The sequence below is a fragment of the Mesorhizobium sp. CA8 genome (assembly GCF_020164955.1).
GTDB lineage: Bacteria > Pseudomonadota > Alphaproteobacteria > Rhizobiales > Rhizobiaceae > Mesorhizobium.
The window spans coordinates 135,871-152,665 of sequence record NZ_JAIUHG010000005.1 but is presented as its reverse complement, the minus strand read 5'-3'; the positions used below and the strand labels follow the sequence as shown (position 1 = coordinate 152,665).

20 protein-coding genes are annotated in these 16,795 nt (G+C 64.5%); 11 read left to right on the top strand and 9 right to left on the bottom strand.

Translation table 11 applies throughout. The features are described 5' to 3' along the window. Positions 1-12: 12 nt before the first annotated feature. The 5 genes from LB553_RS07910 to purC form a co-directional block, all read right to left on the bottom strand. Positions 13-660: a Pr6Pr family membrane protein gene (locus LB553_RS07910; RefSeq protein WP_224512127.1), complete on the bottom strand. Its 648-nt coding sequence runs from the start codon at positions 658-660 to the stop codon at positions 13-15. Positions 661-668: 8 nt separating this feature from the next. Continuing rightward, the gene (locus LB553_RS07905; RefSeq protein WP_224512126.1) at positions 669-1,079 is read right to left on the bottom strand and encodes a hypothetical protein; all 411 of its coding nucleotides are present in this window, start codon (positions 1,077-1,079) and stop codon (positions 669-671) included. A gap of 39 nt (positions 1,080-1,118) precedes the next feature. Next, complete coding sequence (gene purQ / locus LB553_RS07900; protein ID WP_224512125.1) at positions 1,119-1,787, bottom strand: phosphoribosylformylglycinamidine synthase subunit PurQ; 669 nt, start codon at positions 1,785-1,787, stop codon at positions 1,119-1,121. Between the two features lie 2 nt (positions 1,788-1,789). Further along, positions 1,790-2,029 (bottom strand): phosphoribosylformylglycinamidine synthase subunit PurS, encoded by a 240-nt coding sequence (purS, locus tag LB553_RS07895; protein WP_224512124.1) that lies wholly within the window; start codon positions 2,027-2,029, stop codon positions 1,790-1,792. 63 nt (positions 2,030-2,092) lie between these two features. Continuing rightward, positions 2,093-2,887: a phosphoribosylaminoimidazolesuccinocarboxamide synthase gene (purC, locus tag LB553_RS07890; protein WP_040995384.1), complete on the bottom strand. Its 795-nt coding sequence runs from the start codon at positions 2,885-2,887 to the stop codon at positions 2,093-2,095. A 274-nt stretch (positions 2,888-3,161) separates the two neighbouring features. Between purC and LB553_RS07885 the strand changes: the two genes are divergently transcribed. Further along, complete coding sequence (locus tag LB553_RS07885; protein ID WP_217577192.1) at positions 3,162-3,482, top strand: DUF1476 domain-containing protein; 321 nt, start codon at positions 3,162-3,164, stop codon at positions 3,480-3,482. A gap of 218 nt (positions 3,483-3,700) precedes the next feature. Next, positions 3,701-4,474 carry an HpcH/HpaI aldolase family protein gene (locus tag LB553_RS07880; protein WP_224512123.1) on the top strand — a complete coding sequence of 258 codons (774 nt, stop codon included), beginning with the start codon at positions 3,701-3,703 and terminating at the stop codon, positions 4,472-4,474. 8 nt (positions 4,475-4,482) lie between these two features. Here the strand turns inward: LB553_RS07880 and LB553_RS07875 are convergent, their stop codons facing one another. Beyond that, positions 4,483-5,040 carry an RBBP9/YdeN family alpha/beta hydrolase gene (locus LB553_RS07875; RefSeq protein ID WP_224512121.1) on the bottom strand — a complete coding sequence of 186 codons (558 nt, stop codon included), beginning with the start codon at positions 5,038-5,040 and terminating at the stop codon, positions 4,483-4,485. Between the two features lie 189 nt (positions 5,041-5,229). Between LB553_RS07875 and LB553_RS07870 the strand changes: the two genes are divergently transcribed. Continuing rightward, positions 5,230-6,042 (top strand): VOC family protein, encoded by an 813-nt coding sequence (locus LB553_RS07870; RefSeq protein WP_224512120.1) that lies wholly within the window; start codon positions 5,230-5,232, stop codon positions 6,040-6,042. 255 nt (positions 6,043-6,297) lie between these two features. On the opposite strand, the gene purB is transcribed toward LB553_RS07870, so the two are convergent. Then, positions 6,298-7,605 (bottom strand): adenylosuccinate lyase, encoded by a 1,308-nt coding sequence (gene purB, locus LB553_RS07865; protein WP_224512118.1) that lies wholly within the window; start codon positions 7,603-7,605, stop codon positions 6,298-6,300. A 262-nt stretch (positions 7,606-7,867) separates the two neighbouring features. On the opposite strand from purB, the gene LB553_RS07860 reads away from it, so the two are divergent. After that, on the top strand, positions 7,868-8,125 hold the full coding sequence (locus LB553_RS07860) for a DUF2171 domain-containing protein (protein WP_040982323.1): 258 nt from the start codon (positions 7,868-7,870) through the stop codon (positions 8,123-8,125). A gap of 8 nt (positions 8,126-8,133) precedes the next feature. Here LB553_RS07860 and LB553_RS07855 read toward each other — a convergent pair whose 3' ends face one another. Both LB553_RS07855 and LB553_RS07850 read right to left on the bottom strand, forming a co-directional pair. Further along, positions 8,134-9,150, bottom strand: coding sequence for a P1 family peptidase (locus LB553_RS07855; protein ID WP_224512115.1), 1,017 nt, complete (start codon positions 9,148-9,150; stop codon positions 8,134-8,136). Continuing rightward, positions 9,150-10,220: a branched-chain amino acid ABC transporter substrate-binding protein gene (locus LB553_RS07850; protein WP_224512112.1), complete on the bottom strand. Its 1,071-nt coding sequence runs from the start codon at positions 10,218-10,220 to the stop codon at positions 9,150-9,152. The genes LB553_RS07855 and LB553_RS07850 overlap by 1 nt, the downstream gene beginning before the upstream one ends. A gap of 191 nt (positions 10,221-10,411) precedes the next feature. On the opposite strand from LB553_RS07850, the gene LB553_RS07845 reads away from it, so the two are divergent. From LB553_RS07845 to LB553_RS07815, 7 genes are all read left to right on the top strand, one after another. Further along, entirely contained in the window at positions 10,412-10,906 is a 495-nt protein-coding gene (locus LB553_RS07845; RefSeq protein ID WP_224512110.1) for a flavin reductase, read from the top strand. 29 nt (positions 10,907-10,935) lie between these two features. Then, positions 10,936-11,859 (top strand): AAA family ATPase, encoded by a 924-nt coding sequence (locus LB553_RS07840; protein ID WP_224512108.1) that lies wholly within the window; start codon positions 10,936-10,938, stop codon positions 11,857-11,859. 5 nt (positions 11,860-11,864) lie between these two features. Next, positions 11,865-13,115 (top strand): vWA domain-containing protein, encoded by a 1,251-nt coding sequence (locus tag LB553_RS07835; protein WP_224512106.1) that lies wholly within the window; start codon positions 11,865-11,867, stop codon positions 13,113-13,115. A gap of 89 nt (positions 13,116-13,204) precedes the next feature. After that, positions 13,205-13,543: an XdhC family protein gene (locus LB553_RS07830; RefSeq protein WP_224512104.1), complete on the top strand. Its 339-nt coding sequence runs from the start codon at positions 13,205-13,207 to the stop codon at positions 13,541-13,543. Positions 13,544-13,548: 5 nt separating this feature from the next. Next, positions 13,549-14,253: an XdhC family protein gene (locus LB553_RS07825; protein ID WP_224512102.1), complete on the top strand. Its 705-nt coding sequence runs from the start codon at positions 13,549-13,551 to the stop codon at positions 14,251-14,253. Further along, on the top strand, positions 14,250-15,866 hold the full coding sequence (locus tag LB553_RS07820) for an NTP transferase domain-containing protein (RefSeq protein ID WP_224512100.1): 1,617 nt from the start codon (positions 14,250-14,252) through the stop codon (positions 15,864-15,866). The genes LB553_RS07825 and LB553_RS07820 overlap by 4 nt, the downstream gene beginning before the upstream one ends. 33 nt (positions 15,867-15,899) lie before the next feature. After that, positions 15,900-16,787, top strand: coding sequence for an alpha/beta hydrolase family protein (locus LB553_RS07815; RefSeq protein ID WP_224512098.1), 888 nt, complete (start codon positions 15,900-15,902; stop codon positions 16,785-16,787). The last annotated feature ends 8 nt before the right edge of the window (positions 16,788-16,795 follow it).

Below are 16,795 nucleotides of genomic sequence, written 5' to 3'. Positions count from 1 at the left end.
TCGGCGGCTCGATTAGACGCGGGTTGCGGGCTTTGCCCGCAACCGGCCGATGCCATGATCGACAAGCACCGCAAGCACGGCCAATCCGATGAACAGGGCTGTGACGCCCAGGGCCGAAACGGCGACGCTGGCCGCGCCGTCCTTGGCGACATCAAGGAACGGATAGGGCACTTCGCCGGCGAAGCGCGCGCGTATCAGCGCGTAGGCGAGATACGCCAGCGGATAGATCATCCACCAGGAGATATCGCGCCAGCGCGTGCTGCCGTCGGCGCCTGCGGTGAGCCACCACGCGACGAAGATGAATGGCGTGACGTAGTGGAGCAGGATGTCGCAAAGCAGGAACAGGCCCTGCGGTTGCCAAAGCCCTGCCAGCACGGTCGCATAGACGATGAAGACCAGCGTCATGGCGACCGCGACGCCGGCGCGCATTCGCTGTCCGGCAAAGGCCGGAAACCAGGCATAGCCGGTGGGTGACAGCAATGAAGCATGCACCATCACCGCCGCGATGTTGGTGAGGATGGTGAAGAAGCTGAAATAGAAGACGATCGAGCCGAGCAGGCTGCGTCCCGCCGCCATCGACGCCGGTATGGTGATGGCGAATTGCAGGACAAGCGCAATCAGCCCGACAGCCAGTCCCGCGGTCTGCAGGAACCGGGCCATGACAATTTTCAGGCGGCAGCCGCGCAGGACGGATTGCCGGCCTGCCAGCGGGCGATATCGGAACTGATGCGCGCGCCGAGCGGCTCATTCATCAGCGGGCCAAAGGCGTCGACGCGGCTGGAATTGCCCTGCGCCTGCACCACCAGCAGCGGCTTGCCGCCATAATGCTTGGCGGGTACCAGCAGGAAACGCGGCGTGCCGCTGTAGGAATTGAGCTCATTGGCCATCTGGTAGGACTTGAAGGCCGGGTCCTTGCTGGCGATCCAGCACTTGTGCGCTGAGATGGCAACCTGTTCCATCGCAAGCAGCGAGGCGCTCTTACCCGAGGGCACCGGCGTGGTCTTGGGGCTGGATTGGCAGGAAACCAAGGCGAGCCCGGCCGCGGCCAGGAGAGCAAGGCGAGCGATCGTCAGTCTCATGGTCAGTCCGCCCCCGCGTTCCGATAGGATGTTAAAGGATCAAGCCGCGACGCCGAGCGCGCTCTCGAACAGCGCCCGGCCATCATTGCCGCCATGCGCCGCTTCGATCAGGTTTTCGGGATGCGGCATCAGGCCGAGCACATTGCCTTTATCGTTGACGATACCGGCAATGTCGTTGATCGAGCCGTTGGGATTGGTGCCGTCTGCATAGCGGAACACCACCTGGCCTTCGCCTTCTATCCGGGCAAGCGTCTCGGCATCGGCGAAATAATTGCCGTCATGATGCGCCACGGGCGAGCGGATGATCTGTCCCGGCTGGTAGCGGCGGGTGAACATGGTGTTGGCGTTGGCGATCTCAAGCTTCACCTGCCGGCAGACGAATTTCAGCGAGGCATTGCGCATCAGGACGCCAGGGAGCAGCCCCGCCTCGACCAGGATCTGAAAACCGTTGCAGACGCCGATGACGGTCACGCCCTTGGCTGCCTTTTCGGCAACCGCCCGCATCACCGGCATGCGTGCCGCTATGGCGCCGCAGCGCAGATAGTCGCCGAAGGAGAAGCCGCCGGGGATGGCGATCAGATCGACATCGGGGATTTCAGTGTCGGTCTGCCAGACGGTCGCCGGCGCCTGGCCGGAAATCTTGGTCAGCGCCGCGATCATGTCGCGGTCGCGGTTGAGGCCAGGCAGGAGGACGACGGCTGATTTCATTGTCAGGCTATCTCCACCGCGTAATTTTCAATCACCGTGTTCGCCAGAAGCTTGTCGCACATGGCCTTGAGATCGGCTTCGGCCTTGGCCTTGTCGGTTTCGGCGAGCTCGATGTCGAACACCTTGCCCTGCCGCACCTGGCCGACGCCATCGAAGCCCAGCCCGGAGAGCGCGTGCTCGATCGCCTTGCCCTGCGGGTCGAGGACGCCGTTCTTGAGGGTCACGGTGATACGGGCTTTCATCGATACTCCTGGGCAGACGGTCGTTTTAGGAAAAAGGGCCTGCCTGAGCAGGCCCGTCAGTAATTAGTGCTTCAGGCCCTTGGGCGCCTCGGAAGAGGCGACGAGTACCGGACCTGTGGGGCGCGGCGGCTCGTTCTCGTTGATGATGCCGAGACGGCGGGCAACTTCCTGATAGGCTTCGACAAGGCCGCCCATGTCGCGGCGGAAACGGTCCTTGTCGAGCTTGTCCTGGGTGGCGACGTCCCACAGCCGGCAGGAATCCGGCGAGATCTCGTCGGCGACGACGATGCGCATCATGTCGCCCTCGAACAGGCGGCCGCATTCGATCTTGAAGTCGACCAGCTGGATGCCGACGCCGAGGAACAGGCCGGACAGGAAGTCGTTGACGCGGATGGCCAGGGCCATGATGTCGTCGATTTCCTGCGGGCTGGCCCAGCCGAAGGCGGTGATGTGCTCTTCAGACACCATCGGATCGTCGAGCGCGTCGGCCTTGTAGTAGAATTCGATGATCGAGCGCGGCAGCACCGTGCCTTCCTCGATGCCGAGGCGCTTGGACAGCGAGCCGGCGGCGACATTGCGCACGACGACCTCGAGCGGAATGATCTCGACTTCCTTGATCAGCTGCTCGCGCATGTTCAGCCGGCGGATGAAATGGGTCGGGATGCCCATGCGGTTCAAGTGGTTGAAAATGTGCTCGGAAATGCGGTTGTTGAGCACGCCCTTGCCATCGACCACTTCGTGCTTCTTCTTATTGAAGGCCGTGGCATCGTCCTTGAAAAACTGGATCAGTGTCCCCGGCTCAGGCCCCTCATAGAGGATCTTGGCCTTGCCTTCATAAATGCGGCGGCGATTTTTCATTTGATTTTTTCTCTGGATCTGCGGGCAGGCGGCAAGTGACCGGTTCCTGCCCGTCTGCCTAAATTAGTAGGGCGAAGGCGGCGTTCAATGCCGGTGTTATCGCAATCGCCTTGTTTGCTCAATCCGCAAATCCCGCGAATCAACCGCTTTCGGGACCGAAATGCCGCAGCGCAGCATGCGACGAAGCATATTGACCGGCTCGCGGCCTTTTGGTTTGTGCTTGCCCATCACACATATTCACCGCCAAGCGAATCGGATTGATCGGAGGGACGTAATGAGCAGCATGAAAGACCGCGAAGAGGGTTTTGAGCGCAAATTCGCCTTCGACGAGGAACTTCGCTTCAAGGCCTCGGCGCGCCGCAACAAGGCGCTTGGCCTCTGGGCCGCCGAGAAGCTCGGCAAATCCGGCGCCGATGCCGAAGCCTATGCCAAGGAAGTGGTGGTGTCCGATATCGAGGAAGCAGGCGATCACGACGTCTTCCGCAAGATCCGCAAGGATTTCGACGCCGCCGGCGTCAACCAGTCCGATCACCAGATTCGCCGCACCATGGACGAGTTGATGGCGCAGGCGATCGAGCAGATCAAGAACAGCTGAGCCTGTATGGGCATGATGCCTCCCGAAAACCGCTTCACGCTTTTCGGCATCGTGCTTTATCCCTTTGTTTTTACGCAATTCCGGGCGGAAAACCGTTCCATACTTTTCCGGGAATTGCTCTGACTGGACCAATCGACCGCCCGGCTAAACCGGGCGGTTTTTCTTTGCCTTCACATCGTTTCCGGCCAAACTGCGGATTGTTAGCAAGGAAAGTTCCGATGTCCCTCAAATCCCGCCTGGCCGCCGACGAAACGCTTTTCACCGCATGGTCGGGCGTGCCGGACGCGCTGACGGTCGAGATCATCGCCAAACAGGGTTTCGATGCGGTCACCCTGGACATGCAGCATGGCGGACACCACGAAGACAGCGTGCTGCGCGGCCTGGTGCCGGTGCTGGCGGCCAACAAGCCGGCGCTGGTGCGCATTCCGGTCGGGCGCTTCGACATGGCGAGCCGCGCGCTCGATTTCGGCGCCGAGGCGGTGATCGCGCCGATGGTGAATTCCGTGGCCGATGCAAGGCAGTTCGCCGCCTCGATGAAATATCCGCCGCTGGGCGAGCGCTCCTGGGGCCCAACCTATGCCTTCCCGCGTCACGGCAAGGGCGACCATGCCGAATGGCTGCGCGATACGAACCAGCGCACCATGGCTTTCGCCATGGTCGAGACGCGGGCGGCCCTCGAGGCGCTGGACGGTATTTTGGATACGCCCGGCATCGACGGCATCTTCGTCGGCCCGTCCGATTTCTCGATCGCGTGGTCGAACGGCGCCACTGTCAGCTCGACGCTGGAAAGCATGATGGAAACGGTTGCGTCGATCGCCGAGCGGACGCGCAAGGCCGGCAAGCATGCGGCGATCTATGTCATCGAACCGGCGATCGCCGGGCGCGTCGTGTCGATGGGCTTCCGGCTGCTCGCCATGGGCTCGGATCACACGCTGATCTCGCTCGGCGCAAAGACGCTGCTGAAGAGCATGCGGGATTCGATCGGTTCCTGACGCCGGCGTTACGGCTCCTTCAACTCCGTCAGGAATTTGGCGAAAGTCATCGAACCCTCCGGCCACGGGCCGAAGCCGGCGTCGTGGTTGAGATGGCCGGCCTCGCCGGCATCGATGAAGAGCGATCCCCAGGCGGCGGCAATATCCTCGGCGACCGCGAAGGCGCAGAACGGATCGTTGCGGCTTGCGATCACGATGGACGGGAAGGGTAGGGGTTCGCGCGAATAAGGGCCGAAGGTCATCAGATGCCTTGGCCTGATTTCCGGATTGGAGACGTCCGGCGGCGCCACGAAAAAGGCGCCCGCGACCGGCTTCCTGAATTGCGGGATGGCCTGCACCGCCGCCGCGACGCCAAGCGAGTGCGCAACGAAAACCACAGGCCGCTCCGCCTCGTTGACGGCGTTGGCCACGCTCGCCGTCCAGTCCTCGCGGACGGGCTTGGTCCATTCCGCCTGCTCGACCCGGCGCGCCGTCGACAGTTTCGACTGCCAACGGGTTTGCCAGTGCTCTGGGCCGGAATTGGTGTAGCCCGGCACGATCAGAATATCTGCGTCTTTGACTTTCATGGCGCCGATGTAGCGAGCGGCCTTCTTGCCCGCAACCCTGTCGCCAATATCGGTGTGATCACCATTGTGAACAACTTGTTCGACAACTGCCGCCTTGTGTGAACGATCGCGATCGACGATTTGGAGAAGGAGCAAGAGCTGCGGCCTGGAAAGTCCCATATTGGGAAGCGTCGCCGAATGGAGAGTTTGATGAGCGAACTGCCTTTTGCCGCGACCACCCCGGTCAGCGTGTCGCGTGTCGGGCTTAAGGCGCGCGATGCCGAAAGCCTAGCGGCCTATTACCGCGCCGTCGTCGGCCTGCAGGAATTGAGCCGCGCCGACGGCGCGATCACGCTTGGCGCCGCCAACCGGCCGCTGCTCGTGCTTGAACAGGATTCTTCGGCCAAGCCGGACGACCCGCGCAGCGCCGGGCTTTTCCACACCGCTTTTCTCTTGCCGTCGCGCGCCGACCTTGGCCGCTGGATCAGCCACGCCGCCGCCAACCGCATCAGTATCGAGGGCGCTTCCGACCATCTGGTCAGCGAGGCGCTCTATCTCACCGACCCGGAGGGCAACGGCATTGAAATCTATGCCGACCGCCCCCCGCAGGACTGGAAATGGAATGGCGACAAGATCGCCATGGCGACCGAGCGGCTGAACCTGCCGGCGGTGGTGGGAAGCGTGCCTCCGGGCGATGCCGGCTGGCAGGGCGCGCCGGAAAACACCGTTGTCGGCCATGTGCATTTGCGTGTCGGCCGGCCGGAAGATGCCGAAGCCTGGTGGCATGACCAGTTCGGCTTCGATACCGTCGCCAAATATGGCAGCCAGGCGGTATTCCTGTCGTCCGGCCATTACCACCACCATATCGGCGCCAACGCCTGGCAGAGCGCCGGCGCCGGCCGCCGCGATCCGTCCCGTTCGGGCCTCGCCTGGGTCGAGATGCGCTCGGACAATGTCAAGGCAGAGACGAGCAGAGAGGACCCGTGGGGCACGGTGATCAGGACCGTGCCAGGGAAGGCTTGAGCGACGGCTGCGTCAAGCTGGAGCACCCCTCATCCGTCTCGGCGCTAGCGCGCCGATCCACCTTCTCCCACAACAAGGGGGAAAAGGGGAAGATCGCGCCGGCGCCACTGCCAATCGCGGCATCGGTGATTAGCTGAGGCGCGGGCGCCAAATTCCCGCTTCTCCCCTTGTTGTGGGAGAAGGTGGCTTGTCGCGGAGCGACAAGACGGATGAGGGGTGTTCCAGCTGGGCGCCAGCGCGCGCCTTTGTTGGGCCTCAAGCCTCCCCAAACACCCGCTTGAAGATCGTGTCGACATGCTTTGTATGATAGCCGAGGTCGAATTTCTCGCGGATATCGGCTTCGGGCAGCGCTGCCGTCACGTCTTTGTCGGCGAGCAGTTCCTCCAGGAAATCGGCGCCGTGCTCCCAGACTTTCATGGCGTTGCGCTGCACTAGCCGATAGGCGTCCTCACGTGACAGGCCGGCCTGGGTCAGTGCCAGCAGCACACGCTGCGAATGGACCAGGCCGCGGAACTTGTTGAGGTTCTTCTCCATGTTCTCGGGGTAGACCAGCAGCTTGTCGACGACGCCGGTCAGGCGCGACAGCGCGAAATCCAGCGTCACCGTCGCATCCGGTCCGATCATACGCTCGACCGAGGAGTGCGAAATGTCGCGCTCGTGCCAGAGCGCCACATCCTCCATTGCTGGCATGGCGTAGGCGCGCACCATGCGGGCGAGGCCGGTGAGGTTTTCGGTCAGAACCGGGTTGCGCTTGTGCGGCATCGCCGACGAGCCCTTCTGGCCCGGCGAGAAATATTCCTCCGCTTCCAGCACTTCGGTGCGCTGCAGATGGCGGATCTCGATGGCGAGGCGTTCGACCGACGAGGCGATCACGCCAAGCGTGGCAAAGAACATGGCATGCCGGTCGCGCGGGATGACCTGGGTCGACACCGGCTCCGGCTTCAGCCCGAGTTTTGCTGCCACATGCTCTTCTACATAAGGCTCGATGTTGGCGAAGGTGCCGACCGCGCCGGAAATGGCGCAGGTGGCGATGTCTTCGCGCGCATGCAGCAGCCGTTCGCGGCAGCGCGAGAACTCGGCATAGGCCTGCGCCAGCTTGACGCCGAAGGTGGTCGGTTCGGCATGGATGCCATGGCTGCGGCCGATGGTGACTGTGTCCTTGTGCTCGAAGGCGCGGCGCTTCAGCGCCGCAAGCAAGGCGTCGATATCGGCAAGCAGGATGTCGCTGGCGCGCGTCAGCTGCACGGCAAGGCAGGTGTCGAGCACGTCCGACGAGGTCATGCCTTGGTGGATGAAGCGGGCATCCGGTCCGACGAATTCCGCGAGATGGGTCAGGAAAGCGATGACGTCATGCTTGGTGACGCGCTCGATCTCGTCGATCTTGGCGACGTCGAATTTGGCGGCGCCGCCTTTTTCCCAGATCGTCTTCGCCGCTTCCTTCGGAATGACGCCGAGCTCCGCCAGCGCATCGCAGGCATGCGCCTCGATCTCGAACCAGATGCGGAAGCGGGTTTCGGGCGACCAGATGGCAACCATTTCCGGCCGGGAATAGCGAGGGATCATCCGTTTTCTAAGTCCTGCCTGGGAGAAGCGTCGGCCGCGTCCTAACAGAGCCTGGTCCAATGCTCAACGCCGCTGCCGCGCAAACCAGGTACTGACCGCGACGAGCGCTGCAAGACGGTTTGTCATCTGTCTCATCAGCGTCATGCTTATCACGCCACGATGAACGAGGCGCGCCGTGCGATGCATCCAATCCGGCGTTCATTTGTTATTGTCGGCCGTCTCGCATCCGAAAGGGCAAATCGCCATCCAGCGGAGAACCAGCATGAGCACCGACATCAGCAAGATACGCGGACACATGGAAGTGATCGGCGCCGATGGCGTTCATATCGGCACCGTCGACAAGGTCGAGGGTGACCGGATCAAGCTGACCAAGGCCGACAGCGGCATGGGTTCGCATAAGGGCCATCACCATTACATTTCGCTCGCCCTGGTCGCGGAAATCGACGGGCAGAAGGTATGGCTCTCCGCGAATTCCGATGTCGCAGTAACCTTCGAGGAAGAAAAGTCCGATCCGACCTGATTAGCCAATCAGCGGGACGACCAGACCGGGAACAGATCACCGTCGGCGGGCGTCGCCACATGGACGCCGCGGCTGATCGCGCGCGCCATGGTGGCGCCGGCCGCCGCGAACAGGTCGATCGCGGCATCCGCGCCGAGCTCGATGCCGCTCCTGCCGGTCGCCAGGGCAAACACCAGATCGCCGTCCGCTGGCGTATGCGTCGGCCAGATGGCGCGTGCGAAGCCGTCATGCGCCGAAATCGCCAGTCGCTTGGCCGCGGCCTTGGTCAGGACGGCGTCCGTGGCGATGACGGCGATGGTGGTGCTGCCGCCTTCGGCGTCGCCGCCCATTTGCCTGTCGCGGTATTTCAGCAGGATCTTTCTGGCATCTTCAGGCAGCTGGGCCGGGTAGCCGAGGCCGCCGAACTCGTCGCCGATCTCGAAGGGCGCCGCCCAGAAATGACGGCTGCGGCCGACCGTCACCGAGCCGGTCGGATTGACGGCCGCGAGCGCGCCGACGGTGACGCCGCTATCGAGCGCGGTCGAGGCGGAGCCCAGCCCGCCTTTGAGGCCGGAGGTCAGGGCGCCGGTGCCGGCGCCAGCCGTGCCGATGGCAAAATCCACTGCTGCCGCCTGCACAGCCCCATAGGCGAGCTCGCGATAGGGCGGGTAACGGCCCCAATCCTTATCACCGCCATTGCGCAGGTCGAACAGGATCGCGGCCGGCACGATCGGCACGCGAAAGCCGCCAACCTCGACGCCGATGTTCTTCTCGCGCAGCGCCGCCTGAACGCCGGAGGCGGCGTCGAGGCCGAAGGCGGAGCCGCCGGACAGAACGACGGCGTGGATGGTCGCGATCGAATTCTGCGGCTCGAGCAAGTCGGTCTCGCGCGTGCCCGGCGCGCCGCCCAGCACCTGGACGCCGGCAACGGCGGGCTCGTCGCACAGCACCACCGTGACGCCGGATTTGAGACTGGCGTCGGCCGTATTGCCGACGCGAAGGCCGGCAACGTCGGTGATCAGATTGCGTGGACCGGTACGGAACATCAGTTGTCCTCCAGCGGCACGAAATGCGTGCCGTCGAAGCGAAAGAGGCGGAACGGGTTCTGGCTGAGATCGCCCTTGTCGTCAAAGCGGATGGTGCCGATCGCAGTCGCAAAATCATGGCCGGTCAGCGCTTCGCCGAGCGGCTGGCCGGAGCTTTCCGCGCCGGCCAGCGCGGCCTTGGCGACCTCGACCGCGGCATAGGCCGGAAGCGTGTAGCCGTCCGGCACGATGTTCTTCGCACCAAAGGCCTGCACGATCTTGCGGTCGGCAATCTCCGACCATTCCGGCGTCGCGATCATCAGCGTGCCGACGGCATATGGCACATCGCCCGGCGGCGTGCGCAGGTTCTCGCCCCCGGCGAAGGTGATGCCGGCATCGAGCTGGGTGGCGTCGCGACCCATGATGGCGATGTCGTCGCCGTCGCCGCCGGCGAATACCTTGGTCGCGCCGGCCTTCTTCAGCCGGCCGACCAGTCCGATCTGGTTGTCGAGCTGCGGCCGAAACGTGTCGGCGAAGACCGGCTTCAAGGCAGCCTGCGCGGCCGCGGCGCGAAAGGTCTCGGCCAGCTCGCGCCCATAGATGGTGCCGTCATCGACGATGGCGAACAGGTCATCGCGCCAGAGCTGAATAAGCTTGGCCGCAACCGCATTGCGCTCATCGTCGCCGCGCGGGCCGAGCCGGTAGACCGGCCAGCCGGTCTTGGCGCGCCGGTCGGTCAGGCTTTCGGTGCGCACGCCGACCGTGATGACCGGGATGTTGGCGTCCTTCAGGATCGGCAGCGCCGCCTCGATCGCCTCGGTGCAGAGAAAGCCCACCACGACATTGACCCTGGCGTCGACGAATTCCTTTGCCGCGGCAGCGCCGCCGTCGGCGGTGCAATCGTCATCGACGGCTTTCACCGTAATGCCGTTTGCCTCCCCCGCCAGGCCGGCGCCGGCCTCGATCTGCTTGCCGAGGATCGCCGATGGGCCGGAAAGCGGCGCGGCAATGCCGACCAGCGTCTCGGCGTCGGCGCTCGCGGTCAGCGACAACCAGAGCAGCACGGCTGATGTCGTCGTGAGAAGACGCATTCGGGCTAAGAGATCCTCCATGCCGGGAATACAGTCCCGACACTATTCCAGGAAATGCCTAAAGGCTGGCTAAGCGCCGCGCAACACGCGAATTTGCGGATTGCGGTCAAGCACTTCGCCCATGCTATGCAACTTGTGGCGTGCAATATGCCGCCATATATAACGAACTGGTTTCGACAGGTGGACATCGGGTGCTGAAAATCAATGATATCGGGCCGCAGCATTATCGCGATGCGATGGCGCATTTTGCCGGCCATGTGCATGTGGTGACGACCGACGGGCCCGGCGGCAAAAGGGGCGCGACGGTGATCGCCGCCTGTTCGGTCTCGGACACCCCGCCGACGGTGCTGGTCTGCCTCAACCGCGAGAACGCCAAGAACGAAGCTTTCATCAAGAACGGCAAGTTCGCGCTCAACACCCTCGCATCGGACCAGGAAGCCGTCTCGGTCGGCTTTTCCGGCGTCACCGGCCTGCCGCCGGAGGAGCGCTTCGCGCTGGCCGAGTGGGATGTGATCTCGACCGGCGCGCCGACCCTGAAAGGCGCCCTTGCCGTGTTCGACTGCGAGATCATCGATAGCAAGGACCTTGCCACCCACCGTGTGCTTTTTGGCAAGGTGACAGGCCTGCGCATCGGCGATAATTTGCGGCCGCTGATCTACCACAACCGCGGCTACCATTTTCTTTGAAACGGGCGGGCGGAATCCACGGAGACAAAATGACCGCGCCGCGCCCCGCGCCGAAAACGATCGACGAAACGCTCGATCTGTTGACCGGCGCGGACTATGTCGCGGACCGCTCGCTGGCGACCGTGCTGTTTTTATCGCTACGCATGAAGCGGCCCTTGTTCCTCGAAGGCGAGGCGGGCGTCGGCAAGACCGAGATCGCCAAGGTGCTGGCCGGCGCGCTCGGCCGTCGGCTGATCCGCTTGCAATGCTATGAAGGGCTCGACGTCTCCTCGGCCGTCTATGAGTGGAATTACGCCGCCCAGATGATCGAAATCCGCATGGGAGAGGCGGCGGGCAAGGTCGTGCGCTCCGACATGGAGCGCAACGTATTCTCCGAAAAATACCTGATCCGCCGCCCGGTGCTCGACGCGCTGACCGGCAAGGCGGGCGCGGCGCCGGTGTTCCTGATCGACGAGCTCGATCGCACGGACGAAGCGTTCGAGGCATTCCTGCTCGAGATCCTGTCGGACTTCCAGGTCACGGTTCCTGAACTTGGCACGATCAAGGCGGAAGAGCCGCCGATCGTCATCATCACCACCAACCGAACACGCGAGATCCACGACGCGCTGAAGCGTCGCTGCCTCTATCACTGGGTCGATTATCCGAATGCCGAGCGCGAGCTGGAGATCGTGCGGCGCAAGGTGCCGCAGGCGAACCGCCGGCTGTCGGCGGAGGTCGTGTCCTTCATTCAGAAGCTACGCCAGGTGGAGCTGTTCAAGGCGCCCGGCGTCGCCGAAACCATCGACTGGGCCGGTGCGCTCACAGAGCTCGACAAGGTGGCGCTCGATCCGGAGACCGTGTCGGACACGATCGGCGTGCTGTTGAAATACCAGGACGACATCGCCCGTATCGGCGAGGGCGAAGGCCGGCGCATCCTCAATGAGGTGAAGGCCGAGCTTTCGGCGGCGGAGTAGGGGCGATGCCGTCGCTGCGTCCGGAACCCAAAGAGGCGCTCGCCGATGGGCGCATCGCCGACAACATCGTCTATTTCGCTCGGGCGCTGCGCAAGGCCGGCATGCGAGTCGGCCCGGCTTCGGTGAAGGACGCCATCGAGGCGGTGCTTGCCGCCGGCATCGGCTCGCGCGACGATTTCTACTGGACCCTGCATGCGGTGCTCGTCTCGCGGCACGAGGATCATCCTGTCTTCGACGAGGCCTTCCGCCTGTTCTGGAAATCGCGCGAGCTGATCGAGAAGCTGCTGGCGATGTTTTCGCCGGTCGCGCCGGACGATCGCGAAAAGCAGAAGCCGCGGGCGGCGGAGAACCGCGTCAGCCAGGCGATGTTCGAAGGCCATCGGAAGAACCAGCCTGCGCGCGAAGTGCCGGAGATCGAGGTCGATGCGCGCCTTACCCTTTCCGGCAACGAGGTGCTGCGGGGCAAGGATTTTGCCCAGATGGATGCGGCGGAGATGGCCGAAGCCAAAAGGGCGATCGCGGCCTTGCGGCTGCCCTTCGATCTTATCCGCACGCGGCGCTTCAGGGCGGAGGCGCAAGGGGCCCGCATCGATCCGCGCGCCATGATGCGCTCGGCCGCGCGCACCGGCGGCGAGCTTATCCTGCCGAAATTCCGGTCGCAACGCGAAGTGTATCCGCCGCTGGTCGTGCTGGCCGACATTTCCGGCTCGATGAGCCAGTATACGCGCATCTTCCTATATTTCCTGCATGCCCTGACCGAGAAGCGCCGGCGCGTGCACGCCTTCGTCTTCGGCACGCGGCTGACCAACCTGACCCGCCAGATGCGCCATCGCGATCCCGACGAGGCGCTCGCCGAATGCTCGGCGGCGGTGAAGGACTGGTCGGGCGGCACCCGCATCGGCGATACGCTCGCCGAATTCAACCGGCTGTGGTCGCGCCGCGTGCTGGGGCAGGGCGCCGTGGTGCTTCTCATCACCGACGGGCTGGAGCGCGACGACGTCGCCGGCCTTTCGCAAGAGATGGAGCGGCTGCGTAAATCCTGCTGGCGGCTGATCTGGCTCAATCCGCTGCTGCGCTTCGACGGGTTCGAGGCTCGCGCCCGCGGCGTGAAAGCGATGCTGCCCTATGTCGACGAGTTCCGGGCGGTGCACAATCTCGACGCGCTGGCCGATCTTTGCGCCTCGCTTGACCAGCGGCCGGCGGCATCGGTCGACCCGCGCCGCTGGCTGCAAGGTGGCGGGAGGCGTGCCGCATAGCCATATGTTTTGCAGCTATATATTTCTGGGGAATGGCCCCAAGGGAAATTAAAGTTTCCCTTGAAAAACAGACTTGGTGAGAAGCGACGATGAACGAGAGCATTTATCTCGATGAAGCCCGCGATCCCCTGATCATCGCGGAAGGCTGGATGAAGGACGGCAAGGATGTCGCCATCGCGACCGTGGTCGAGACCTGGGGTTCGGCGCCTCGCCCGGTCGGCAGCCATCTTGTCATCGACGCCGACGGCAACTTCCATGGCTCGGTCTCCGGCGGCTGCGTGGAGGGCGCGGTGGTGACGGAGGCGATGGATGTCATCGGCTCGGGCAAGGCCAGGATGCTGGAATTCGGCGTCGCCGACGAGACCGCCTGGCAGGTGGGCCTTTCCTGCGGCGGCCGCATCAAGGTCTATGTCGAAAGGCTGGGCTGACCACCGTGGACCCCTACGTTCTAAAGACACTGAACGAAGAGCGTCGCGCCCGCCGCGCAGCGGTGCTTGTCACCGACCTAGGCGACGGCCGCGACCGCATCGTGCGCGAGGGCGACCATGTCGCAGGCGATCTCGGGGCGGCGATCGCCAATGCGTTCCGCACCGGCAATTCGCAATCGGTGGAGGCGGAAGGGCGGACCTTTTTCCTCAATGCGCATCTGCCGCGCCCCCGTTTGGTGGTGATCGGCGCCGTGCATATCAGCCAGGCGCTAGCGCCGATGGCCAGGATCGCCGGCTATCCGGTCGAGATCATCGATCCGCGCACCGCCTTCGCTACCCCGGAACGCTTCCCCGACGTCGCCCTGCACGCCGAATGGCCGCAGGACGTGCTGAAGCGCGCGCCGCTCGACAGCTATACCGCCCTTGCCGCCGTCACCCACGATCCGAAGATCGATGATTTCGCGCTGAAGGCGGCGCTCGACGCGCGATGCTTCTATGTCGGGGCGCTGGGCAGCCGCAAGACCCACGCCAAGCGCGTCGAACGCCTGCTGGCGCTTGGCGCCGGCGCCGACCAGATTGCCCGCATCCACGCGCCGATCGGCCTCGACATCGGTGCTGCCAGTCCGGCCGAGATCGCCGTCGCCGTGCTTGCGCAGACCATCCACGCCTTCCGCTCGCGCGGTCTCGAAGCGAAAGGCGCGGTGGCGTGAAATTCGGACCGGTTCCGATCGACGAGGCGGAAGGGGCGGTGCTGGCGCATGCGACCACCGCCGGCGAAAAACGCTTCCGCAAGGCGCACCGGCTGAGCGGCGAGGATATCGCGGCGCTCAAGGCGGCGGGCGTCGGCGAGGTCGTCGCGGCGGTTCTTGCCGAGGACGATCTCGGCGAGGATGCCGCTGCCGCCAGGATCGCCGCCGCCATGAGTCACCGCAACATCGAGGTCAAGCCGGCCGCGACCGGGCGGGTGAATTTGCATGCGGAAGCCTCAGGCGTCTTTACCGTCGACGCCGGTATGATCGACGCCATCAATGCCGTCGATCCAGCCATCACCATCGCGACGCTGGCGCAGCACGCGCCGGTCGAGAAGGGCCAGATGGTGGCGACTGTGAAGATCATCCCCTTTGCCGTCGCCGCAAGCCTGGTGGACAGCGTGGTGAGGATTTGCGCCAGCCGCGAGATCTTTGCCGTGAACGCCTATCGTCCCGTTACTGTCGGCGTCCTCCAGACGGTGCTTCCCGGCGTCAAACCGAGCGTGCTCGACAAGACGCTGCGCGTCACCGAGGCGCGGCTGGCGCGTTTCGGCGGCCGCCTGACGGCCGAGCGGCGCACGCCGCATGAGGTCGCGCCGGTCGCCGCGGCCGCAACCCAGCTGGCGCGCGACAACGATATGGTGGTGATCTTCGGCGCCTCGGCGATGAGCGATTTCGCCGATGTCGTGCCGGCCGCGATCGAGCGTGCCGGGGGCACAGTCGTCCGCGCGGGCATGCCGGTCGATCCCGGCAATCTGCTGGTGCTCGGAACGCTCGACGGCAAGCGCGTCGTCGGCGCGCCCGGCTGTGCACGCAGTCCGAAAGAGAATGGCTTCGATTGGGTGCTCGATCGCATGGTTGCCGGGCTTGAGGTGACGGCGGGCGACATTGCCGGCATGGGCGTTGGCGGGCTTTTGATGGAAATCCCGACCAGGCCGCAGCCGCGCGAGCCGGCGCCGCAGCCGGCAAGGTCGGCGCTGAAAGTCGATATCGTGCTCCTGGCCGCCGGCCGTTCGAGCCGCATGGGCGGGCCGAACAAGCTTCTGGCGCTGTTTGACGGCGAGCCGCTGGTGCGCCGTACCGCCTCCCGCGCGCTGGGCTCGAAGGCCGCGGCCACCATCGTCGTCACCGGCCACCAGCGCGAGCGCGTGCGCTCCGCGCTTTCCGGTCTCGGTGTGACGGTCGCCGACAATCCGGACTTCGCCGCCGGCCTCGCTTCGTCGTTGAAGGCGGGCATTGCGAAGGTCGCGCCCGACGCGGCCGGCGCCCTGATCGTGCTTGGCGACATGCCCGGCGTTTCGTCGCGCGATCTCGACAGCCTGATCGATGCGTTCCGCAGCTCCGGCGGCCGCTCCGTGGTGCGCGCGTCGCATCAGGGCAAGCGCGGCAATCCGGTGCTTTTGCCGCGATCGCTTTTCGCGGCCGTCGCGCAGCTCGAGGGCGATACCGGCGCGCGGCATCTGGTCGAGGCCGAAGGTCTCGACGTCATCGATGTCGAGATCGGGCAGGGCGCCTCGATCGATGTCGACACGCGCGAGGCGCTGGAAGGGGCGGGCGGCGTTCTGCAGGATTGACAAAGCAGAGCCGAATTTCGCATGCCTCTCGGCATGGCTTTGCGTTATCGACTTTTCTTCGCTCTGATCACCGCGACGGTGCTGTCCCTCTCTGCCGCCGAGGGGCAGACGCTTTCGCTAAAAGCGTTCAAGGACGATCTGTTCGCCTATCCGGCGACACTGTCGACGAGCGACAACGGCGCCTACACAGTCCTCGACTATCGCGAGGTGCGCGACATCAATCAGCGTGACGAGGTGCCGGAAAGGCGTGTGCATGCGCAGTATACCGATCCCGGTGTGCGCAAGGTGCAGCAGGACCTGATGCTGAAGACCGACGCCGGGGACATCAGGCATGTAGCGGTCGGCAGGACGGAAGGCGCTTCCATCGTCGTGCTCTATCTGCACGGGCAAGGCGGCAGCCGCAAGCAAGGCGTCGACGACTTCACCTTCGGCGGCAATTTCAACCGCATCAAGAACCTGATGGCCGCCAACAACGGGCTCTATCTTTCGCCGGATTTCCCGGATTTCGGCGACAAGGGCGCGGCGCAGGTCGCGGCGCTCATCGATCACTACGCCGAGACATCGCCGGGCGCGAAAATCTTTGTCGCCTGCGGCTCGATGGGCGGCATGATCTGCTGGAAGCTCGCCGCGCGCAAGGACACGGGCGGCCGCATCAATGGGCTGCTATTGCTCGGCTCGCTGTGGGACGACAGCTTTCTCACCAGCCCCGCCTTCAAGCGCCGCGTGCCGGTGTTTTTCGGTCAAGGTAGCCACGACGTGGTCTTCCCGGTGGAGAAGCAGGAAGCCTTCTTCCGCTCGATTCTGGCCAAGAGGTCTTATCCGACCCGCTTCGTGCGCTTTGAGACCGGCACGCACGGCACGCCGATCCGCATGGTCGACTGGCGCGGCACGCTGAACTGGATGCTGACGAAAGCGCCGTGATTGCGCTG